The organism is Sorangium sp. So ce295 (genome assembly GCF_051527405.1).
GTDB lineage: Bacteria > Myxococcota_A > Polyangia > Polyangiales > Polyangiaceae > Sorangium > Sorangium cellulosum_B.
Window position 1 is genome coordinate 1,244,450 of record NZ_CP150324.1, and the last position, 20,825, is coordinate 1,265,274.

18 protein-coding genes are annotated in these 20,825 nt (G+C 72.4%); 12 read left to right on the forward strand and 6 right to left on the reverse strand.

Annotation, left to right across the window (positions count from 1 at the left end):
- The first annotated feature begins 53 nt into the window (after nucleotides 1–53).
- From WMF11_RS04655 to rpsS, 10 genes are all read left to right on the forward strand, one after another.
- On the forward strand, nucleotides 54–206 hold the full coding sequence (locus WMF11_RS04655; protein WP_437976572.1) for a hypothetical protein: 153 nt from the start codon (nucleotides 54–56) through the stop codon (nucleotides 204–206).
- 61 nt (nucleotides 207–267) lie between these two features.
- A complete protein-coding gene (gene rpsL / locus WMF11_RS04660) occupies nucleotides 268–666 on the forward strand; it encodes a 30S ribosomal protein S12 (protein WP_012233473.1) in 399 nt (132 codons plus the stop codon).
- 36 nt (nucleotides 667–702) lie between these two features.
- Nucleotides 703–1,173, forward strand: coding sequence for a 30S ribosomal protein S7 (gene rpsG / locus WMF11_RS04665; protein ID WP_012233474.1), 471 nt, complete (start codon nucleotides 703–705; stop codon nucleotides 1,171–1,173).
- A gap of 304 nt (nucleotides 1,174–1,477) precedes the next feature.
- On the forward strand, nucleotides 1,478–3,592 hold the full coding sequence (gene fusA, locus WMF11_RS04670) for an elongation factor G (RefSeq protein ID WP_437976573.1): 2,115 nt from the start codon (nucleotides 1,478–1,480) through the stop codon (nucleotides 3,590–3,592).
- A 9-nt stretch (nucleotides 3,593–3,601) separates the two neighbouring features.
- Nucleotides 3,602–4,792 (forward strand): elongation factor Tu, encoded by a 1,191-nt coding sequence (tuf, locus tag WMF11_RS04675; RefSeq protein WP_012233037.1) that lies wholly within the window; start codon nucleotides 3,602–3,604, stop codon nucleotides 4,790–4,792.
- A gap of 10 nt (nucleotides 4,793–4,802) precedes the next feature.
- The gene (gene rpsJ, locus WMF11_RS04680) at nucleotides 4,803–5,114 is read left to right on the forward strand and encodes a 30S ribosomal protein S10 (RefSeq protein WP_272100105.1); all 312 of its coding nucleotides are present in this window, start codon (nucleotides 4,803–4,805) and stop codon (nucleotides 5,112–5,114) included.
- Nucleotides 5,115–5,127: 13 nt separating this feature from the next.
- Nucleotides 5,128–5,751, forward strand: coding sequence for a 50S ribosomal protein L4 (gene rplD, locus WMF11_RS04685; RefSeq protein WP_012233477.1), 624 nt, complete (start codon nucleotides 5,128–5,130; stop codon nucleotides 5,749–5,751).
- A 15-nt stretch (nucleotides 5,752–5,766) separates the two neighbouring features.
- Complete coding sequence (locus WMF11_RS04690; RefSeq protein ID WP_012233478.1) at nucleotides 5,767–6,063, forward strand: 50S ribosomal protein L23; 297 nt, start codon at nucleotides 5,767–5,769, stop codon at nucleotides 6,061–6,063.
- A 2-nt stretch (nucleotides 6,064–6,065) separates the two neighbouring features.
- Nucleotides 6,066–6,896, forward strand: coding sequence for a 50S ribosomal protein L2 (rplB, locus tag WMF11_RS04695; protein WP_012233479.1), 831 nt, complete (start codon nucleotides 6,066–6,068; stop codon nucleotides 6,894–6,896).
- 2 nt (nucleotides 6,897–6,898) lie between these two features.
- Nucleotides 6,899–7,198, forward strand: coding sequence for a 30S ribosomal protein S19 (gene rpsS / locus WMF11_RS04700; protein WP_012233480.1), 300 nt, complete (start codon nucleotides 6,899–6,901; stop codon nucleotides 7,196–7,198).
- A gap of 115 nt (nucleotides 7,199–7,313) precedes the next feature.
- On the opposite strand, the gene WMF11_RS04705 is transcribed toward rpsS, so the two are convergent.
- From WMF11_RS04705 to WMF11_RS04730, 6 genes are all read right to left on the reverse strand, one after another.
- On the reverse strand, nucleotides 7,314–8,360 hold the full coding sequence (locus WMF11_RS04705; protein ID WP_437976574.1) for a tetratricopeptide repeat protein: 1,047 nt from the start codon (nucleotides 8,358–8,360) through the stop codon (nucleotides 7,314–7,316).
- Nucleotides 8,361–8,365: 5 nt separating this feature from the next.
- A complete protein-coding gene (locus WMF11_RS04710) occupies nucleotides 8,366–12,601 on the reverse strand; it encodes a protein kinase domain-containing protein (protein WP_437976575.1) in 4,236 nt (1,411 codons plus the stop codon).
- Between the two features lie 372 nt (nucleotides 12,602–12,973).
- Complete coding sequence (locus tag WMF11_RS04715; RefSeq protein WP_437976576.1) at nucleotides 12,974–13,621, reverse strand: tetratricopeptide repeat protein; 648 nt, start codon at nucleotides 13,619–13,621, stop codon at nucleotides 12,974–12,976.
- On the reverse strand, nucleotides 13,621–15,051 hold the full coding sequence (locus WMF11_RS04720; RefSeq protein ID WP_437907194.1) for a serine/threonine-protein kinase: 1,431 nt from the start codon (nucleotides 15,049–15,051) through the stop codon (nucleotides 13,621–13,623). The genes WMF11_RS04715 and WMF11_RS04720 overlap by 1 nt, the downstream gene beginning before the upstream one ends.
- A gap of 132 nt (nucleotides 15,052–15,183) precedes the next feature.
- Nucleotides 15,184–16,608, reverse strand: a complete 1,425-nt coding sequence (locus WMF11_RS04725; protein ID WP_437976577.1) for a GDSL-type esterase/lipase family protein — start codon at nucleotides 16,606–16,608, stop codon at nucleotides 15,184–15,186.
- Nucleotides 16,605–17,747, reverse strand: coding sequence for an SDR family oxidoreductase (locus tag WMF11_RS04730; RefSeq protein WP_437549713.1), 1,143 nt, complete (start codon nucleotides 17,745–17,747; stop codon nucleotides 16,605–16,607). The genes WMF11_RS04725 and WMF11_RS04730 overlap by 4 nt, the downstream gene beginning before the upstream one ends.
- A 162-nt stretch (nucleotides 17,748–17,909) precedes the next feature.
- Here WMF11_RS04730 and WMF11_RS04735 point away from each other — a divergent pair, with 162 nt between their 5' ends.
- Together WMF11_RS04735 and WMF11_RS04740 are read left to right on the forward strand one after the other, a co-directional pair.
- Complete coding sequence (locus WMF11_RS04735; RefSeq protein ID WP_437976578.1) at nucleotides 17,910–19,691, forward strand: hypothetical protein; 1,782 nt, start codon at nucleotides 17,910–17,912, stop codon at nucleotides 19,689–19,691.
- Nucleotides 19,688–20,620: a 3D domain-containing protein gene (locus tag WMF11_RS04740; RefSeq protein ID WP_437976579.1), complete on the forward strand. Its 933-nt coding sequence runs from the start codon at nucleotides 19,688–19,690 to the stop codon at nucleotides 20,618–20,620. The genes WMF11_RS04735 and WMF11_RS04740 overlap by 4 nt, the downstream gene beginning before the upstream one ends.
- Nucleotides 20,621–20,825 lie beyond the last annotated feature (205 nt).

The following is a 20,825-nucleotide window of genomic DNA, read 5'->3' on the forward strand; positions in this document are numbered from 1 at the left end:
CGGCCAGCGCAACGGACGAGACCGACGAGACCGACGCGACCGACGCCAGCGACGTGAACAACGCCAGCGACGTGAACAACGCCAGCGACGTGAACGGCGCCAGCGACGTGAACGGCGCGACCGACGCGGCGGGCGCGACGCACGGGATCGACGCGAACGAACGGCACGCCAGCGTATCCAACACGAACGGGTGTCGTCCCGCTTGACATGGGTCGCCTCCTGGGTATCCTGCGCGTCCCCATCCCTCAGGTGGAAATCCGCGTCACTATGCCGACCATCAGCCAGCTCATCCGCCAAGGCCGCGAGGCCGCTCGTTACAAGACGGCCTCTCCTGCGCTCAAGTCCTGCCCGCAGCGGCGAGGCGTGTGCGTACGTGTTTACACCACGACGCCGAAGAAGCCCAACTCTGCGCTCCGCAAGGTCTGCCGCGTCAGGTTGAGCAACCAGATGGAAGTGACGAGCTACATCCCGGGCGAAGGCCACAACCTGCAGGAGCACTCGGTCGTCCTCATCCGTGGCGGCCGTGTCAAGGACCTGCCGGGCGTGCGCTACCACGTCGTCCGCGGCACGCTCGACGCGTCCGGCGCTGCCGGGCCTAGCTCCACCAACAAAGCGACCCGCAACCGCAAGCGCTCGAAGTACGGCGTGAAGCGCCCGAAGGCGTGACGGCCTGACCGCGCGAAAGCCAGCAGAGGAACGAAGATGCCCCGTCGTCGCGAAGTCCCGAAGCGGAAGATCATTCCGGACCCGAAGTACAAGGACAAGCTCGTCGCCAAGTTCACGAACTCCCTGATGCAGTCGGGCAAGAAGGCGACTGCCGAGGGGATCCTCTACGGCGCGTTCGACATCGTGCGCGACCGGTTCAAGGAGGAGCCGATCGACGTCTTCCGCAAGGCGCTCGACAACGTGAAGCCGAAGCTCGAGGTGAAGAGCCGGCGCGTCGGCGGCGCGACCTACCAGGTCCCCGTCGAGGTTCGCCCCGAGCGTCGCGTCGCGCTGGCGATGCGTTGGCTCGTGACCTACTCGCGCGGCCGCGGCGAGAAGACGATGCGCGAGCGGCTCGCCGCCGAGCTCGTCGACGCGGCGCAGAACCGTGGCAACGCGGTCAAGAAGCGCGACGACACGCACAAGATGGCGGAGGCCAACAAGGCGTTCGCCCACTATCGCTGGTAGGTCAGCGAGGCCAGCGCAGATCCCGGATCTGCGCTGGTTCGTCATTTCAGGTCCCATCCCCAGGCGAGGAGACGCGTAGAGCGAGATGGCACGGCTGACATAAGGATCGGGTTACAGAGCCGGTCCTCTCGAGGGAGCGCGACAGCGCTCGCCCTCGCGGGACCTAGAAAAGCTGCTGCTGTACCCCGACACCCTCTCCAGGTTCAAGTGCCCGCCACAACAGCGGCGGGCCGGGCTGGAGAGGGTGTTTTGCATCCTGAGTCCGGAAACCTCACCCCACGCATCACACGACGGAGAAGGAAAAGTGGCACGCGAGTACAGCCTGGAACGGACGCGCAACATCGGGATCATGGCCCACATCGATGCGGGCAAGACCACGGTCACCGAGCGCATCCTTTATTACTCGGGTGTCAACTACAAGATCGGCGAGGTCCACGAGGGCGCAGCCACGATGGACTGGATGGTCCAGGAGCAGGAGCGCGGCATCACCATCACGTCCGCCGCGACGAACTGCTTCTGGGCGCCGGAGCAGGGCCCCGAGAAGGGCGTCTCTCACCGGATCAACATCATCGACACGCCCGGTCACGTCGACTTCACCATCGAGGTCGAGCGGAGTCTCCGCGTGCTCGACGGCGCGGTGGCGGTGTTCGACGGTGGCAACGGCGTCGAGCCGCAGAGCGAGACGGTGTGGCGGCAGGCGGACAAGTACGGCGTCCCGCGCATCGCGTTCATCAACAAGATGGACAAGGTCGGAGCCGACTTCGACATGTGCGTCGACTCCATCCGCGAGCGCCTCGGCGCGAACCCGGTGGCGATCCACTACCCGCTCGGCGCGGAGGACTCGTTCCGCGGCGTGATCGACCTCGTGACCCTCCGGGCCGCCGTGTTCGACGAGGAGACGAAGGGCCAGCGCTACGACTGGCAGGAGATCCCGGCCGACCTCCTGCCGCGGTGCAAGGAGCTCCGCGAGAAGCTCATCGAGGCGTGCGCCGACGCGAGCGACAAGGTGATGGAGAAGTTCATCGCCGGTGAGATCGACCAGATCGCCGAGCAGGAGATCCACGCGGCCATCCGCGCGGGCACCCTCGGCTTCAAGATGGTCCCGGTCCTGTGCGGCTCTGCGTTCAAGAACAAGGGGGTCCAGCTCCTGCTCGACAGCGTCGTGAACTACCTGCCGTCGCCGGTCGACATCCCGGCCGTCGAGGGGACGCTGCCCGACAAGAAGGAGAAGGTCGTCTCGCGCAAGGCGAGCGACGAAGAGCCGTTCGCGGCGCTGGCGTTCAAGGTCATGAACGACCAGTTCGGCAACCTCACCTTCTTCCGTGTCTACTCCGGCACGACGAAGAGCGGCGTCAGCGTGCTCAACTCGACGCGCGGCAAGCGGGAGCGCTTCGGGCGCATCCTCCGCATGCACGCGAACAAGCGCGAGGAGATCGACGTCTGCTACGCGGGCAACATCTACGCTGCCGTGGGGCTGCGCGACACCCGCACCGGGGACACTCTCTGCGAGGAGAAGAACCCGATCGTGCTGGAGCGGATGGAGTTCCCCGACCCCGTGATCTCGATCGCCATCGAGCCGAAGACCAAGGCCGATCTCGACAAGCTCGGGCTCAGCCTGCAGAAGCTCGCCTACGAGGACCCCTCGTTCCGCACGTTCACGAACGAGGACACGGGCCAGACGATCATCGCCGGGATGGGCGAGCTCCACCTCGAGATCATCGTCGACCGCCTTAAGCGCGAGTTCAAGGTCGACGCCAACGTCGGCAAGCCCGAGGTCGCCTACAAGGAGACCATCTCGAAGAAGGCGACCGACGTGGAGGGGCGCTTCGTCCGGCAGTCGGGCGGACACGGCCAGTTCGGTCACGTGAGGATCGACATCGAGCCGGCCGAGCGCGGCGCGGGCTTCGTGTTCGAGAACGACATCGTCGGCGGCATCATCCCGAAGGAGTTCATCCCCTCGATCGAGAAGGGCATCCGGGACGCGATGGGCCGCGGCGTGCTCGCCGGCTACCCCGTCGTCGACATCAAGGTGCGGCTCCACTTCGGCAGCTACCACGAGGTCGACTCCTCCGGGCCCGCGTTCGAGGTCGCCGCGTCGATGGCCTTCCAGGACGGCGCCAAGAGGGCGGGGCTCGTGCTCCTCGAGCCGATGATGGCCGTCGAGGTCGTGTCGCCCGAGAACTACCTCGGGGACGTCATCGGAGATCTCAACTCGCGGCGCGGCCGCATCCTCGATATGGGGCAGCGCGCGAACACCCGGGTGATCCGCGCGGAGGTCCCGCTCGCCACCATGTTCGGTTACGCGACCGACGTCCGTTCCAAGACGCAGGGCCGCGCGACCCATTCGATGCAGTTTTCTCATTACGCACCGGTTCCAGCAGCGATCCAGGAAGAGATCGTCGCCAAGCAGCGAGGTTAAAGAGACGCCATGGCCAAGGAGAAATTCACTCGTACGAAGCCGCACGTGAACGTGGGCACCATCGGTCACATCGACCACGGCAAGACCACGCTCACCGCGGCGCTCGTCAAGGTGCAGTCGAAGCGCAACCTGGCGAAGGCGATCTCGTACGCCGACATCGCGAAGGGCGGGACGGTCCGTGACGAGACCAAGACGGTGACCATCGCGGCGGCGCACGTCGAGTACGAGTCGGCGAACCGCCACTACGCGCACGTCGACTGCCCCGGGCACGCCGACTACATCAAGAACATGATCACCGGCGCGGCGCAGATGGACGGGGCGATCCTCGTCGTGTCGTCGCTCGACAGCGTGATGCCGCAGACGCGCGAGCACGTGCTGCTCGCCCGGCAGGTCGGCCTGAACCACATCGTCGTGTTCCTCAACAAGTGCGACGCGGTGGACGACCCGGAGATGCTCGACCTTGTCGAGATGGAGGTCCGCGAGCTCCTGTCGAAGTACAAGTTCGACGGGGACAACGCGCCGGTGGTCCGCGGCGCGTCGCTGCCCGCGCTCCAGGGCGACCCGAAGTGGGAGGAGACGATCCAGCAGCTGCTCAGCGCGCTGGACAGCTACATCCCCGAGCCGGTGCGCGACATCGACAAGCCGTTCCTGATGGCGATCGAGGACGTGTTCTCGATCAAGGGCCGCGGCACGGTGGCCACGGGCCGCATCGAGCGCGGCGTGATCAAGGTCGGCGACGAGGTGCAGATCATCGGCTTCAAGGACACGAAGAAGTCGGTCGTGACCGGCGTCGAGATGTTCCGCAAGCTGCTCGATCAGGGGCAGGCGGGCGACAACGTCGGGTGTCTGCTCCGCGGCGTGGAGAAGGAAGAGATCGAGCGCGGCCAGGTGCTTGCGAAGCCCGGGTCGATCACGCCGCACACGAAGTTCACCGGTGAGGTGTACGTCCTCAAGAAGGAGGAGGGCGGGCGCCACACGCCGTTCTTCACCAACTACCGGCCGCAGTTCTACATCCGGACGACGGACGTGACCGGCACGGTGAACCTCCCCGAGGGGGTGAAGATGGTGATGCCGGGCGACAACATCACGATGACGATCGAGCTCATCGCCCCGGTCGCGCTGGAGGAGCAGATGCGCTTCGCCATCCGCGAGGGCGGCAAGACGGTGGGCGCCGGCGTCGTCACCAAGATCCTCGCGTAGGAAGAGCACCATGCCTGATACAACCAAGATCCGGATTCGCCTCAAGGCCTTCGACCACCAGCTGCTCGACAAGTCGACGAGCGATATCGTCGAGACGGCGAAGCGGACCGGGGCGCACGTCGCGGGGCCCATCCCGCTGCCCACCGAGATCCGCCGTTACACGGTCCTGCGGGGGCCCCACGTCGACAAGAAGTCGCGCGAGCAGTTCGAGATCCGGACGCACAAGCGGCTTCTCGACATCATCGAGCCGACGCAGCAAACCCTCGACGCGCTGATGAAGCTCGACCTTTCGGCCGGCGTCGACGTCGAGATCAAGAGCTAGGAGTCCAGGTACCATGAAGGTTACCGTTTACAACCTCAAGCGGGAGCAGGTCGGCGAACTCGACCTCTCGGACGAGGTCTTCGGGACCGAGGTGAAGGAGCACCTCTTCTACGAGGTCGTGAAGGCGCAGCTCGCGTCCCGCCGCTCGGGCACCAAGGCCACCAAGGAGCGGAGCGCGGTCGCCGGCTCCACGAAGAAGCTCTATCGCCAGAAGGGCACCGGCCGCGCTCGCCAGGGCTCGATCCGCGCGCCGCACCACGCGGGCGGCGGCATGGCGCACGCCCTGGAGCCGAAGGACTGGTCCTACCGTCCCCCGCGCAAGGTGCGGATCGGCGCCCTGAAGAGCGCGCTCTCGCTCTTCGCGAAGGAGGGCCGGCTCATCGTGCTCGACAGCCTCGAGGTCTCCGAGATCAAGACCAAGGCGATCGCTGCCACGCTGACGACGCTGCAGGCGGATCGGAAGTCGCTGGTCGTCGACACGGCCGGCAACGACAAGCTGGTGAAGAGCCTCCGCAACCTGGAGAACCACCAGTACCTGCCGCCGGAAGGGGTCAACGTCTACGACCTCCTCAGGCACGACCACCTCATCGTCTCGAGGGACGCCGCCAAGGCGCTCGAGGCGCGTTGCCTTCGCTAGTCAGGGGAGTCCGACATGCAGCCCGAGCAGATCATCCGCCGGCCAATCATCCTCACGGAGAAGTCGAGCCGGCTCCGCGACCAAGGCAACAAGGTCATCTTTGAGGTCCGCCGCGAGGCGAACAAGATCCAGATCAAGGACGCCATCCAGACGCTCTTCAAGGTGGGCGTGGTGGACGTCAACACGCTGATCATGCGCGGCAAGGACAAGCGCATGGGGCGCGGCTACGCGAAGCTGCGCAATTGGAAGAAGGCGATCGTCACCCTCAAGGAGGGTGACGAGATCCAGTTCTTCGACGAGAAGGCGGAATAGCGATGGGAATCAGATCCTTCAAGCCGACCTCGCCGGCGCGGCGTTACTACTCGGTCAGCGACTTCAAGGAGATCACGAAGGTCGAGCCCGAGCGGTCGCTGCTGGAGCAGCAGACGTCCACCGGCGGCCGGAACAACAACGGCCGGATCACGTCGCGGTTCCGCGGCGGTGGTCACAAGCAGCGCTACCGGATCATCGATTTCCGGCGCGACAAGATCGGCGTCCCGGCGAAGGTCGCGACGATCGAGTACGACCCGAACCGGACGGCGCGCATCGCGCTCCTGCACTACGTGGACGGCGAGAAGCGCTACATCCTGGCGCCCGACGGCCTCGCGGTGGGGGCGACGCTGCTCGCGAGCCGGAACGCGGACATCAAGCCTGGCAACAGCCTGACGCTCCGCTTCATCCCGCCCGGCACCTCGATCCACAACGTCGAGGTCAAGAAGGGCAAGGGCGGTCAGCTCGTGCGCTCGGCCGGCGTGGCTGCGCAGCTCATGGCGAAGGACGGCGACTATGCGCAGGTCCGCCTCCCGAGCGGTGAGATCCGCAAGGTGCACCTCGATTGCCGCGCCACGATCGGGCAGGTGTCGAACTCCGAGCACGCGAACATCAGCCTCGGCAAGGCGGGGCGTTCGCGTTGGCTCGGGCGCCGGCCGCACAACCGCGGTGTCACGATGAACCCCGTCGATCATCCGATGGGCGGTGGTGAGGGCCGGACGAGCGGCGGGCGCCATCCGTGCTCGCCGTGGGGTCAGCTCTCGAAGGGCCTCAAGACGCGAAACAACAAGCGCACCGACGGGATGATCGTCCGGCGGCGCGGGACCAAGGGTTAGTCATGCCGAGGAGCATCAAGAAAGGGCCCTTCATTGACGGTCACCTGCTGGAGAAGATCCAGGCGGCCCAGGCGACCAATGCCAAGAAGGTGATCAAGACGTGGTCGCGCCGCTCGACGATCCTGCCCGAGTCGGTCGGCCTGACCTTCGCCGTGCACAACGGGAGGAAGTTCGTTCCCGTGTTCGTGACGGAGAACATGGTCGGCCACAAGCTGGGTGAGTTCGCCCCGACGCGCACGTTCCACGGTCACTCCGGGGACAAGAAGGCCAAGGTCGCCAAGGGCGGCCCGGGCGGTCGCTGATCGCTCCGCGTCAACCGCGAGCACATCGACACGAAGCGGGCGGGGTCGCAGCAGCGATCCCGCCCGTTTCTTTTTGCGCAGCTTCAGTCCGAGAGCAGCGGGTGAGCCCCGCGCGTTAAAATGTGCCGCGTAGACCGGCGAAGCTGGGGCCGACGAGCAGCTGCGTCGAGGCCGTGGCGCTCTGCGAGCCGCCAGCGCCGCCTCCGGTGAAGCTCAGGATGAGCAGGGTCGTGCCCGTGACGAGCCCGAGCGCGCCGACCACGACGCCGATGTTCGCGACCGTCTTCTGGGTCTTGCCGGCGTCAACGTCGTCCTGGCGATCGGCGGGGCAGGGGCCCCTGCAGGTCTCGGTGAGATCGCTGTAGGTGCTGTTCGCCATCAGCCCGGCGACGGTGAACATCGCGAGCCCCGCGACACCCACGCCGCCAGCGGCGTAGGCATAAGGCCGCAGGTACGCGCGCGGCGAGGGCGCTTCCGAAAAGGGCGGGCTCGGGCCCTCGTCGAGGAGCGCCGGAGAGCCGGAGCCGGCCTCGGTCGAGCCGCTCGGCTCGGCGTCGAGCGCGACGGTCTTCGCTTCGCCCGCCGAGAGATCGACGGTCTGGGGCGTCGAGGTGAGCTTGGTGCGCAGGACTATCTCGGTCTTGCCGGGCTTGACAGGGAACGGCTTGCCCCAGCGCTCGCGCGGGACGTCCTTGCCGGCCACCGCGAGCGAGGTCGCCGCGTCCGGGTGCGCGACCGTGACCGTGACGAGGGCGATCTTGCGCGCGAGGTCGTCGCGCTCCAGCTGCGCGGTCTGCTCCGTCTGGGCATAGCGCGGCTCGTCCTTCGCCCGGGACGCGGCCTCCGCCGCGACCTGATCGAACTCGAGGTACGCCTCGACGTGATCGCCCAGATCCGCGAGGCAGCGCGCGATGTAGAGGCGGGAGTTCGGGCTCGGCACGGTGGCGTACGAGGCCCGGAACTGCTCCAGCGCAAGCGCGTAGCGCTTGCTCTCGTAGAGGGCGGCGCCCTTCTTGAAGTGGTTCTGCGCCTTCTCCACCGCGTCCGGCGCGGGCGTCGCCGCGGCGCCGTCCGCGCCGGCTGCGGGCCCGGGGAGCGTGCACAAGCACAGGCAAGATGCCGCACCGAAGAGCAGCGCACGGAGCCAGGGTCGAGATCGCACGGTGTTCAGATACCCGATGGGTTGTACTTCTTCTTGGGGGTGGGTTTGCCGGTCGGTGCCGGCTTGGGCGCAGGCTTCGCCGGCGTGGACGTCGTCCGGGGGCGCGGGGTCGACGGGGGGGGCGACGCCTGCGGCGCGGCGATGGGCTGCGCCGTCGCTGCCGCGGCCGCCTTGGCCGTCTGGGAAGGCGCCGGCTCCGCCGCGGGAGGCGTCGGCGAGGGCGCTGGCGCCGCCTCGGTAGGCGTCGCCGACGCCTCGGGAGCGGGCGGCGACGCCGGCTCCGCCGCCTGAGGCTCCGCCGGCGAAACGGGCGCAGCCGGGACGACCTCCGCCGCAGCCGAGGTGGTGTCGGCCGCCGCGGCCGCGGGCAACGCATCGACGCGCGCCTTGCCGATCTCCGGACGCGAGCGCTCGTCGCCGCCGCGCACGACCAGCGCGACGGCCCCGAGCGCCACGCAGAACATCGCCGCGCCAGCCACGATCAGCTGGAGCCGCTTGCGCCGCTCCGCGGTCTCGAACGATCGGTCGACCGCCGTGACCTCGCCGACGTCGTTGGCGAGGCTCCGCGAGCCGCGCCTCGCGAGGCGTTCGCTGAGCGCCGCGGCCCGGGACGCGGGCGGATCCGCCGGCGCGAGCACCTTCGTGGCGGGCACGCCGGCCGCCGGGAGGATCCGCTTGGCGGACGGGCCGAGCGGCTTGCCCTCGCGGGCGGCGGGCCGCGGGCTCACCGGCTCGGCCGGCTCGCCGGGCGCGACGTCGGCCTGCAGGGCGGGCGCGATGATGAGCCGCGGCGGCACGCCGGCAGGCTGCGCCGGCACGGCGATCTCTTCGAACGAGATCGGCTCCAGGCTGACCGGCGGCTCCTCGTCCTTCTCCGCGGTCGGTGACGCGGTCCCTCCGCTGGACGCCGGGCCGGCGCCGGCCGGCGCCGCTGCCGCAGGGGGAGACCCCGCCGCGGCGGCGGGAGCGCCCTCGCGTGAGCCCGCGCCGACGTCGGCCAGCGCAGCGTGGCCCTCCAGCGAGGCCCCGGGCCGGCGCTCCGAGTTCACGGCCGAGCCTGCGTCGACGGCCGCGATCGCGTCGCGGAGCTCCTGCGCGCGCTTCGACTGGATCTCGCCGATCGCCTGCCGCACGAAGGCCGCCACGTCCTCGTCGGTCGTGGGCTCGCCGAGCGTCGACGCGACCTGATCGATGGCCCTCTGCATCTCCGCGCACGTCGAGAAGCGGCTCTCGGGGTCCTTCTCGAGCGCCTTGAGGATGATCCTGTCGAGCTCGGGGTGGATCGCTCCGTTCAGCTCGCGCGGGGGGAGCGGGTTCTTGATGGTGATGTTCTCGATGGTCGCGAGCTCGGTCTCGGCGCGGAAGGGGTGCAGCCCCGTCGTGAGCACGTACAGCAGCGCGCCGAGCGAGAAGATGTCGCTCCGGCGATCGATGGGGAGCCCGCCGAGCTGCTCCGGCGAGAGGTACGGCGTCTTCCCCTTGACGATGCCGCCAGCGCGCGTGACGTGCAGGCGCCCCTTCGACTTCGCCACGCCGAAGTCGACGATCTTCACGAACCCGGCGGTCGAGATGAGCACGTTCGCCGGCGAGATGTCCCGGTGGACGAGGTCGAGCAGCACGCCGCTGTCGTCGCGCAGCTCGTGCGCGTTGTGGAGCCCCGCGCAGATCTGCGAGGCGATGCGGAGCACGATCCGCTGCGGGATGCCCCCGAGCCGCTTCGCGGCCTTCTGCAGCGTGCCGGCCGTCTCGCCGTCGACCCACTCCATCACGATGTAGAGGACGTCGTCCTCCTCGCCGAGGTCGAGGATCTCGACCACGTTGGGGTGCCGGATCCGCGCCGCGACCCGCGCCTCGTCGAGGAACATCGACTCGAAGTCGGGGTCGTCGGAGACGTCGGGAAGCATCGTCTTGATGGCGACGATCTTCCTGAAGCCGCGGGTGCCCTGGAGGCGCGCGGCCCAGACGGCCGCCATGCCGCCCTTGGCGACCGGCATGAGGATCTCGTAGCGGCCGAGGGTGCTCCCCGGGCCCAGCTGGTCCACGGCCGACGCCGCGCGACCCCAGAGCTTGTTCGGGCCCTGCATCCCGGTCGGCGTGGCGACCGTCCTGCTGGAGGTCGATGCCGGACCGTTGCCGCGCGCGCCCTCCTGCGTCGCAGCCACCGCAGGCGCACCGCCCGGAGGCGCGGCCGCCGCCGGCGGGGGCGGCGGGGTCTTCGCTGCGACAGGGATGGCAGGCGCGGTGGCCGACGCGGGCGCGACGGGGGGCAGCGGCTGAGAGGGCTCAGCCGACGCGGCCGGCGCGGGTGCAGCGGGCGGGAGGGGCGCCGACGGTGTCACCGGCGCGCGGCTCGTGGCCGTCGCCAGCGGCGGCGCGGGCGTGGCGGCCGCGCGTGGCGCCGGCGTCACGGCGGGCACCACGGGCGTGCGGCGCGTCGCAGCGGCCGGCGGCGCCGGGGGCGGCACAGGTACCCGAGGCGTCGGAGGGCTCGGCGCGAACGCTGGCACGACGGCGGCAGGCGCTGCAGCGGCGACCTTGCCATGCGCCTCGGGCTGCGCCGGCGACGCCGCGCGAGCCGGCGGCGGCGGGCGAGGTGGCCTCGGGGACGGCCCTCCCAGGGCTGGCGTCGGCGGCTTCGGCGCCGTCCCTTCGGCCGGCGTCGGCGTCGCCCGCGCCGCCCCGACGGGGTCGCCCATATCGCCCGGGCGCGGCGCGGCCGGCCGCGCGGGCGGCTGCTCCTTCGCCGTGGCCGCCCCCGTCGCTGCGGCGCGCTCGGTGCTCGCCCCGGCGGCGGCGCGGTCCTCCGTCCCCTGGCCCGACGGCTCGATCCGCGGAAGGGTCTGTGCGGGGCGCCGCGGCCCGGGCAGGTCGCGGGCGGGGACCTCGTCCACCGAGCCCCACCCGGTGTCGACGCTGGCGTGCGCAGCATCGGTGCCCGCAGGTCCCGCGCCGTTCGACGCGCCTGCGCCGGCCGCTGGCTTGGCCGCCAGGCCGTTCTTCGGCGCGGCGGCGTCCTTCGTCGCCGTCGCGCCGCTCGTCGGGCGCACCTGGCTCGCGGCGATCGCGCCGCCCGCGGCCACCGGCGGCGCGCCAGGCGTCGCGCCGCGCGCGCGCGGCGACGGCGCGGTGATCGCCTGACGCGGGCTGTCGCCGCGGGGGGAGAGCGCGCCGTCGGCCGCGGGGATCGCCACGCCCACCAGCGTCATCCCCCGCGCGCGCGGCGGCGGCCGCGGCTCGTCCGCGCCAGCGGGGCTCGCCATGGCCGCCGCGATCATCGTCCTGCGCGGCTCGATCGTCTTGCCGGCCAGCCTGCTCACCGCCGCGGCCACGGCCTCGTCCCCGGCGATCCGCCCTGCTCCCGCGGCCTCCAGCGCCGCGAGCATCGCCGAGGCGCTCTCGAAGCGGCGCGCCGGATCGCGCTCGAGCGCCGCCTGGACGACATCGACGACCTCGGCCGGGACGGCGCCCCCGGCGAGCCCCGCGAGCTGGGGGATCGGCGCCGACTGCACCTTCTGGATGACCGCGGCCTCCAGCTTCGACGAGAACAGCCGCTGCCGCGCGAGCAGCTCCCAGAGGACCACGCCGACCGAGAAGAGATCCGCGCGCGGATCGAGCGGGGCTTCCGCGTGCGCTGCCATCGCCTTGACCCGCTCGGGCGCGGCATAGGCCAGCCGATCGGGGTTCCTCGTCCCCATGGGCGCGAGCCCGGCGATGGCCCGCGCGACGCCGAGCCCGCCGACCCGGGTGACGCCGTCGATGCCGACGGAGACGTGGGTCGGGTTCAGCTCGCCGTGAACGAGCGGCGCCGGCTGCGCCGCGTGCGCGGACGCGAGCGCGCGCAGCACGTCGATCGCGATCCGGAGGGACACCGGCGGCGGCAGCCCCTCGGCGCCGGCCAAAGGCACCAGCGCGCCCAGCGGCTCGCCCTCCACGTACTCCGAGACGATGAAGACCTCGCCGTCCGCGATGCGGGCGTCGAGCACCGAGAGCACGTTGGGGAAGCGGACCTGCTGCGCCATCCCGGCTTCGCGGAGGATGCTGTCGGCGGTCTCGGCCCTCTTCGTGAGGTGCCGGTAGATGCGCAGGATGGTGACGGGCGGCGCGCTCTTCGCCTCGCCCTCGTCGGAGGACGCTCGCGCCAGCCACGTGGAGCCGATGCCACCGCCGGAGAGCTCTCTCAGCAGCTCATAGTTGCCGAGTCGCGAAGCAGAGCCCGCACCGGGCGGCCTGTCGAGCGCCATGGGATTCGCATGCTATCAGGACGTCAGAAGCTGGATCCAGCGTTCACGGCCGACGACTTGGCGAGTTTGGGCGTGTCCGGAGCGCCCTGTCAGGCGGGCCTCGCATGGGATCCAAGCGGGCGCTGGACGGCCGGGCCAGCGCTGCGCGTGCGGCGAAATGCCACGCGTTCGCGAGATCTCGCCCGCGTGTGGGCGCTGCGCGCGCGGCCGGGCACACGTCCGCGACGAGCCGCAGGCCGCGCGGCGAGGGCGCTCCGCGAAGGCGCGCCACCGCTGCGCGATCATGTCCGGAGCGAGGGGCGCGGGCCCCCTCAGCTCGCACACAGGCGCTGGGGTGTGGGGAGCTCGGTGTGGGGCGCCGGCTCGGCGAGCTCAGGGGCGCGAGACGCTGGACACGCGGAGCGCACCGGGGTGAACGGTCAGCGTCACGAACCTGGTTCGGCGCTCGTGGCTCGAGAAGGCGCTCGCGGCGACGGGGATCCCGTGCCGGAGCGCCACGGCGACGTGGGGGCCCGGATCGACCCGGATTGCCCGCGACGGCTTCGTCACCTCGCCGTCGAGCAGCAGCGTCACGCCGTCGGTCGCGCCGGCGAGGTTCAGCACGATCCTCGGCATCCGTCCCTCGAGGTCCTCGAGGCGCGCGTCGATCTCGGCGAGCACCCCCGGCGACGCCTTCCGCGCGTCCGCGTCCGCGTCCGCGATCGCACGCGCGTTGTGGTATGTCCGCTCGGCCGTGCGCAGCCGGCCGAGCCGCTCGTGACAGAGGCCGATGTGGTACGTCACGTTCGCCGTCGGCCGCCGTCGGGCGATCGCCTCGAACCTGTCCAGCGCGTCGGCCCAGCGCCCCGCGATCTCGAGCGTCAGCCCCTGCGCGAACTGGAGCCTCAGCGCGCGCGTCACGCTGTCGTCCTGCGCATGCAGCCAGGAGGGCGAGAGCAGCGCCCAGCAAACGAGCCCGAGCGCGGCGGCGCGCCGCCAGCGGCGTCGGCGAGGAGCGGTGATCGGTGCGGCGCTGGTCATCAGAACCCGGGGCTCGTGATGCGGGGTCGAGATGGCCCGCGCGGCGCTTGCCCGCGCGGGGGCTTGTCCTCGTAGGCCGACGAGACGTCGTCGCTGCCCGGGTCCCTCGAGGCGCGCTCGGGCGAGCCCGGCGCGCCGCCGCGGCTCGCCGCGTCCCGTGGCCGCGCGTCGCCGCGCGTCGCCTCGGGGGCGCTGGCGCTGCGCCGCCAGGCGGCGCCGCCGTCGGCGAAGGCCGTGGCCAGCACGGGGCGGAGGCTCTCGCGCGCCGCGCTCTCGGGCCCCGCGTCCGCCTGCTCCCGCAGCGCGGCCGAGCCGAGCGCCGCCGCGAGCGCCGCGGCGCCCGCGAGCCGGATCGCCAGGATCGTCCTCGCGCGGCGCGCCGCGCCCTGCGGGGCGGCGGCCCCCTGCGTGCGCCCGATCGTCGTCGCCTCCCGCCATCGAGGCGCCCGTGGCGCCCGGGTCCAGAGCCGCTCGAGGGCGCGAACGGCGAGCCTCGGGGGCGCGGCGAGCGCGCCGCGGGCTCGCGTCACCTCCTCGGCCCGCGAGCGAGAGGCCGGCGGCGAGAGGATCACGATCGGCGCGGGCGCGCTCGCGCCGAGATCGTCGAGCGCGGCCTTCAGATCCGCGCGCAGCGAGGCCGCGTCCGGGTAGCGCCGCGCCGGGTCCTTCTCGAGACACCGGCCGGTGATCTTCCGGAGGCGCGGCGGGATCGAGCTCGGCAGCGGCGCGGGCTCGGTCTCGAGGATGCGCCGGAGGACCGCGTGGTGGTTGCCTCCCGTGAACGGCTGCGCGCCGCTGAGCGCCTCGTAGAGCATGACGCCGACCGCCCAGAGATCGGCGCGCGCGTCGATGGTGCGCTTGCCGAGCGCCTGCTCCGGGCTCATGTACGAGGGCGTCCCGAGCAGCTGTCCGTCGATGGTGATGGCGTCGCCCGCGCCCGTGAGCTGGCTGATGCCGAAGTCGACGATCTTCGGCACGATCCCCTCGCCGGGGACCGCCGCCATCATGATGTTCTCCGGCTTGATGTCGCGGTGCACGACGCCCTCGGCGTGGGCGGCCGAGAGCCCGCAGCACACCTCGATGAGGACGGGCACCACCTCCTCGGGCGGCAGCGGCCGGTTCGGCTGGAGGCGGTCAGCGAACGGCGAGCCCCGCAGGAGCTCGAGGGCCAGGAACAGGTAGCCCTCGTCCTGGAGCTCGCCGGCGTCGACGACGCCGACGATGTTCCGGTGCTGGAACTTGCCGATGATCTTCGCCTCCCGGATGAAGCGCCCGACGACCTGCTCGTCCCGGAGCGCCGGGGACAGCTTGAGCGCCACGTCCCGGCCGATGAGCTCATGGCGCGCCCACCACACGCTCGACATCCCACCCGCGCCGATCTGCCGGATCAGCCGGAAGCGACCTCCTGCAACGTCCCCGGCATGAAGCATGTGCCCCCTTCGCCCATCGCGCGTGAGAAGCCTTCACGCCGATCGAGCAAAGACAGCGGAAAGCACGAGCAAGGCCACCGGGCCGGCCGCCAGCCGTCGGCGTCGAACCGACCCCAAAGCCGGCGACGCTCGTCAGGGGCGATAGCGCTCCAGGATGTCGTTCGAGAGCTTCACGCCGAGCTCCTGGTAGCCGCGGAAGGTCAGGTGGACGCCGTCGCGCGACGCGCGCGGCGGGCGCTCGCGGTACCAGGCCTCGATCGAGCCCCTCCCGCCCATCGCCTGGTACGTGTCCCAGAACGCGCAGCCGCCCTCCCGCGCGGCGTCGCGCAGGACGTCTCGGACGACGGGCGTGCGCTCCGGCGTGTCCCTCCGGTCCGTCGGCGCGAGCACCAGGCAGTCGACGTCGGGCTCCACCCTGCGGGCGCGGGCGAGCAGCTCGGCCAGCTGCTTCGCGTAGAGGGACGGATCCGTTGTGACGTCGCCCGCCTCGTTCGTGCCGTACCCGAAAACGACGAGCTCCGGCGAGCGCCGCGCGAGCTCGGCGGCCCAGGCGAGCTCGCTCCACCGGAGCGGCGTCGCCAGGCGGGCGCCGTTGATGCCGAGCGTGTCGAGCACCACCCCGGCCCCGGCCTCCGGATCGCGCTCGACGACCAGCCCGCAGAGCTCGGCCCCGCCCGAGGGCGCGACGCCGAGCTTCACCGCGCCCACGCTCGCCAGCCGCGTGTGCTGCAGCGCGCCGGGCGCCTCGCCCGCGGCCGCGCGGAGCACCTCGCTCGGGCCGCCCTCGATCGTCACCGCGACCTCGTCGGTCGGCGCGCTCGGGCGGAAGCACACGTCCCAGAGCAGCCGCGCGGAAGGCGCCGCCGAGGTGAGCGAGATCTCCGCGCGCACCGGGGCCGCCTGCGCGCCGAAGAGGATGCCCCCGAGCCCGAAGACGCCGTCGTCGGCCGGCGTGGAGCCGCCCGGAGACTTCGGGCGGGTCCGCCACTTGCCGTCGGCCGTGAGCCGCGCGCCGTTGTGGCGGTAGGCGGCGTAGCCGAGGTGCACGAAGCCGAGCCCGCCGTCGCCGAAGCGCCGCTGCAGCGCGGCCCGGACCGCGCCGCTCCAGAAGTCCGCCGCGGCGTGCGAGTCGCCGAGCCATGCGATGCGCACGTGATCCCGGCGGCGACCCTGCTCGAGCGCGCGGAGCGCCGCGAAGAAGTGGGCGTAAGCCCCGTCCTCGGGGCGCAGCAGATCCAGCTCTGGCGGGCGCGCCGGCGCGGCCTCCGCGGGGCTCGGCGCGGCTGTCTCCGGGGCGGGGGCCTCTGCGGGGCGCGGCGGGGGCGAAGGCGCGGGCGGCGCGGATCCCACCTCGGGCGCCGGCGGCGCCACGTGCTCGCGCGTCGCGCTGCAGCCGAGCGCCTCGGCCGCGAGCAGCGCCGCGAGCAGCGCCGCGAGGGCGCGCCGCGACGCGGCGGAGAGGGGCCGCGCCGGCGCTCGCCGCCGCGGGGCGCGGCAGGACGCCGCGCGGCGCTCCGGGATCTCCGCGCGGGCTGCGGGGCGGGCTGCGCCCCTCACGACAGCGGATCCTCGATGTCGGGCTCGGCGTCCGCGCTGACCTCGATCTCCTGGCGCTCGCGCCGCTCGCGGACGCGCTCCTGGACGGCGCCGACGAGCACGTCGACGTACGACTCGAAGGGCGGGCACGCGATCCCCGCGGCCGTGAGCACGAGATCCGCGTTCCTGGCGTCGTAGCGCACCGGGGTCATCAGCTGCTCGACGAACGCGCGCGGGCTGCGGACGAAGCGCTCGATCCCGGGCGTACGGAGCAGCGCCTTGGCGAGGTTCGACGGGATGTGACCGCGCGCGGCGCGGCGGCCGCTCGCACGCGCGATGAGATCGAAGACCCGCCGCGCCGACAGCGGGTGCGGATCGGTGACGTGGAGCGTGCGACCCGGCGCGAGGCGGTTCAGGCCGATCGCGTGCGTCGCGCGGACGACGTGATCGATCGGGACGATGTTGAGCGGCACGTCGCCGCGGCCGGGCATCGGGATCGCCATGTCGGCCGGCGCTGCCATGATGAGCAGCACCAGGAGGTACAGGCCGTCGAGCCGGTCGATCTCCCCGGTCGTCGCGTCGCCCACCACCGTGGTCGGCCGGACGACCGCCGCCGGCACGTGGCGCATCGCCCGCCGCACGAGCACCTCCGCGCGCATCCGCGTCTCCTCCACGGGGTTGCGGAACGCCTGGCCGGCCTCGAGATCGTCCTCGTACACCATCCCCGTCCGGTCCCCCGCGACGAACGCGGTCGATTGATGGACGAGGCACTGGAGCGAGGTGCAGGCGCGGGCGAGCTCGATCACCTCGGCCGTCCCGACGACGTTCACGGCGTGGGCGGTGCTCCGGTCGGCCCCGGCGTGGCCCACATGCGCGAGGTGATGGATCCGGTCGACCTCGCGGGCCAGCTGCCGGAACTCGGCGCCCGACAGCCCGAGATCCATGGCCGCGACGTCGCCCTCGAGCAGCACGAGGCGCTCGCGGTCCGCCGCCGGGAGCGCGTCCCGCTCCGCGCTGGCCTGCGCCGACGACTTCGCGATCACGACGGCAACCACGAGCGTGCGCGGCTCCGACGCGAGGATGTGCTGCAGCATCTTCCGCGCGATGAACTTGGGGAAGCCGGTGATGAGCACCACGCTGTCGTAGCCGGGGCGAGGCATCGGCTGGAGCTTACCGCAGCGGTGCGCCTGCTCCGCAGCTTTCCGCTGAGGCCGCCTGGGACCAGCGCGGGGGTGATGGGGGCAGCTGCCACGGCGCGCGCGGCGATTTTGCAGGTTCGTGGTCGACCGCGGCGGGAAGGCGCTACCGTTCGGGTCGTGATCGTGCGATCGACCTCTGCCGTGCGCCGCGGCGCTGCGGCGCTCCTGGCCATCGCCCTCGGCCTGAGCGCGGGCGCGCTGGCCTGCAAATCGCCTGGCGCGCCGTCCGACGCCGGCGCCGCGGCCCTGAGCCCCGTGCCCGCGCCGGCGGGGCTCATCGCCGAGGCGTTCCTCCCGACGCCCGACGCCACGTGGGCCAAGGCGCGCGGCCTCATCGGCGGCTCGGCGGCGCTCCTCCCGAGCAGCGCCGGCGCCCTCGCCGCGTCGCTGCTCGGCTTGCCCATCACCGTCGCGTCCGAGATCGACGGCGGGGTGCCGGTGCTCGGCGCGGCCGTGGAGGCCGCGGACGGGGCGCGCCCGCGGGCCGCGCTCGGCATCCACGTGAAGGACGGGGGACGCTTCATCGACCAGCTCACGCGAGGCGAGGGGGCGCGCTTCCGCGCGAAGCCCGACGCGGCGACCGCGATCGCGCTGCTCGAGCCGCTCCAACTCCAGGGCGCGAGCCCGGTGGCCCTCGGCGTCCTCGGCAACTACCTGCTCGTCGCGGAGACGCCGGGCGACCTGATCTCCCTGGGCCCCTACGTCGCGCGGACGATGCCGCAAGCGCAGGTGCCGAAGGAGGATCTCGCGGTCGAGCTCCCGAGGGCCGCGCTCGAGGGCCCGGTGCTCAAGGCGGCCCGGAGCGCCTGGGACAAAGCGCGCGGGCCCGACGGCGCGCCGCGCGCCACCGCGGTGCCGCTCGGTCCGATGATCGAGGGCGCGCTCGCGATGCTCGGCGATCTCGAGCGAGCGCGCCTCACGCTGGTGCTGGACGAGAACGCGCACCTGCGCGTCTCCGGAACGCCGAAGGCAGGGGGCGGCCCGGCGTCGAAGGCGTCGGCCGATCTCGCCGTCGGCGACGTGAAGCCGCTGCTCGATCTGCCCGCCGACGCGCTCGTCGGGATCCTCGTCCGCGATCGGGCCGCGACGCGCGCCGAGAACGTGCCCAGGCTCGTCGACGCCCTCGCTGGGCTCGTCGAGGGCGACCTCCCGGCCGCGGAGCGGGAGCGGGTCGGCGCCGCGATCCGCGCGGCGTCGGACGCGCGCGGCGACTGGTTCGCCGGCGGGCTCCGCTTCGACGGCGCCGGTCCCACGGCGTTCGTGCGCGCCGCCGTGGGCGACCGGGCCAAGCTCGAGGCCTCCATCCAGGATCTCCTCGGGACCGCGGAGCTCCCGCCGTTCAAGGCCGCGCTGCAGCGCGAGGGGCTCCGGGTCTCCGCGGGCAAGGCGGCGCTTCCGCTGCTCGACGGCGACGTCCGGCGGGTGCGGTTCGAGCGGACCGCCGGGGCGAGCGTGCCCGCTGGCGCGGGAGGGGCGCCGGCGCGCAAGGGGTCGCAGGGCGGAAAGGGCGGGCCCGCCGCGCAGGGAGCGTCGCTTCCGCCGTCCTCGATCGAGCTGCTCTACCTCGTCCGCGACGACGGCCTCTTCGCGTCCGTCGGCAACGATCCGGGCGCGGGGCTCCGCAGCGTGGTCGGCGCGCTCCAGGGAGAGCGCCTCGGCGAGGTCGCCTCCATGAAGACCGCGCTGGCGCCGCTCGGCTCGGACATCGCGTTCGCGCTGGTGGTCGAGCCGCTGCGGCTCGTCGCGAGTCGCCTTGGCCAGCCGGGCGCGGGCGACTCCGCGCCCGTGGTGATCGCGGCCGGCGCCGCGCCCGAGAGCGCCGGCTCACCCGCCGTGTTCTGGGCGCGCGCCGACGTCGCCGCCGCGGCGATCCGGGAGCTCGCCCGGCTCGGAGGCGCCTTTTGACGAGCGCGGCACGCGCGCGAGCGCTCGTCCTCGGCGGGATCCATGCGCTCCTGCTCGCGCTCCCCGCGGGGTGCGCGGCCAAGGGGGGCGCGGACTGGGTCCACGACGGCTCGAGCGAGCCGCAGATCGCGCGCGGAGGCGGCGGCTGGCTCCACGAGCCCTCCCCGGACGACGGCGATCGCGACCGGCGCGCCAGCGCCGCTATCGACGGCGCGCCGGGCGAGGCGCGCGGCGCGGCGCAGGCCGATCTGGGCGGCGCCTCGGCGCAGGGCGACCCGGTGATCCTCGTGCGCGAGCACGGCCGGCCCGCGCGCGCGGCCCCGGCGCCACAGGCGGCGCCGGGGCTCGCGCCCGGGATGTTCCGGAACACCTACTACGACTTCCCGAGCGAGGGCGAAGGGCCGAAGGATGCGGTCCTTTACGACGCTGCCTGCGCGCCGCTCTCGAGCGTCCCGCGCGCGTTCCACGACCAGGTCTGCGTCCAGGGCAGCGGCCGGCTCGCTTCGGGTGACACGGTGAGCTTCGCGCGACGCGGCTGCGCGTGCGCCGATGTCTGCCCGCGCACCGGCCAGCAGGTCTGCTTCGAGCGGCTCGATCCGCGGCGGTTCCCGTATGGCCGCGGCGCGACCGGGCGCCCGATCACGCCGCTGCGCACGGTCGCGGTCGACTCGAGCGTCATTCCGCTCGGCACGTCCCTGTTCGTGCCCGAGCTCGTCGGGCTGCCGCTCCCCGGTGGGGGCCGACACGACGGGTGCTTCGTCGCCGAGGATCGCGGCATCAAGGTCGTCGGACGGCAAATCGACGTCTTCACGGGCGATCCCGCGGTCACAGCGCGTCTCAACGCGCTCTTTCCGTCGAACCGCGGCGTGCGCCCCGTGCTCGACGACGCGCGCTGCCGCGCGCTCGTGGGCCCTGCCGGGCCGTCCTAGCGCCGCGTACCAGCGGTCCCGCCAGGGATCTCCGGAAGCGGATTCGAGCACGCCGTGGACCTCGCGCAGCGTGCGCACCTTCGCCAGCGCCTCTGCGTACGGATCGTGTCCGTGTTCGTCCTGCACTTCAGGGCGGCGACCGTGTCCGGCCGGCTTGCGCGCTCGCGGCGTCGCGGCCCACGCAGAACCGTTCGTGTACACTCGC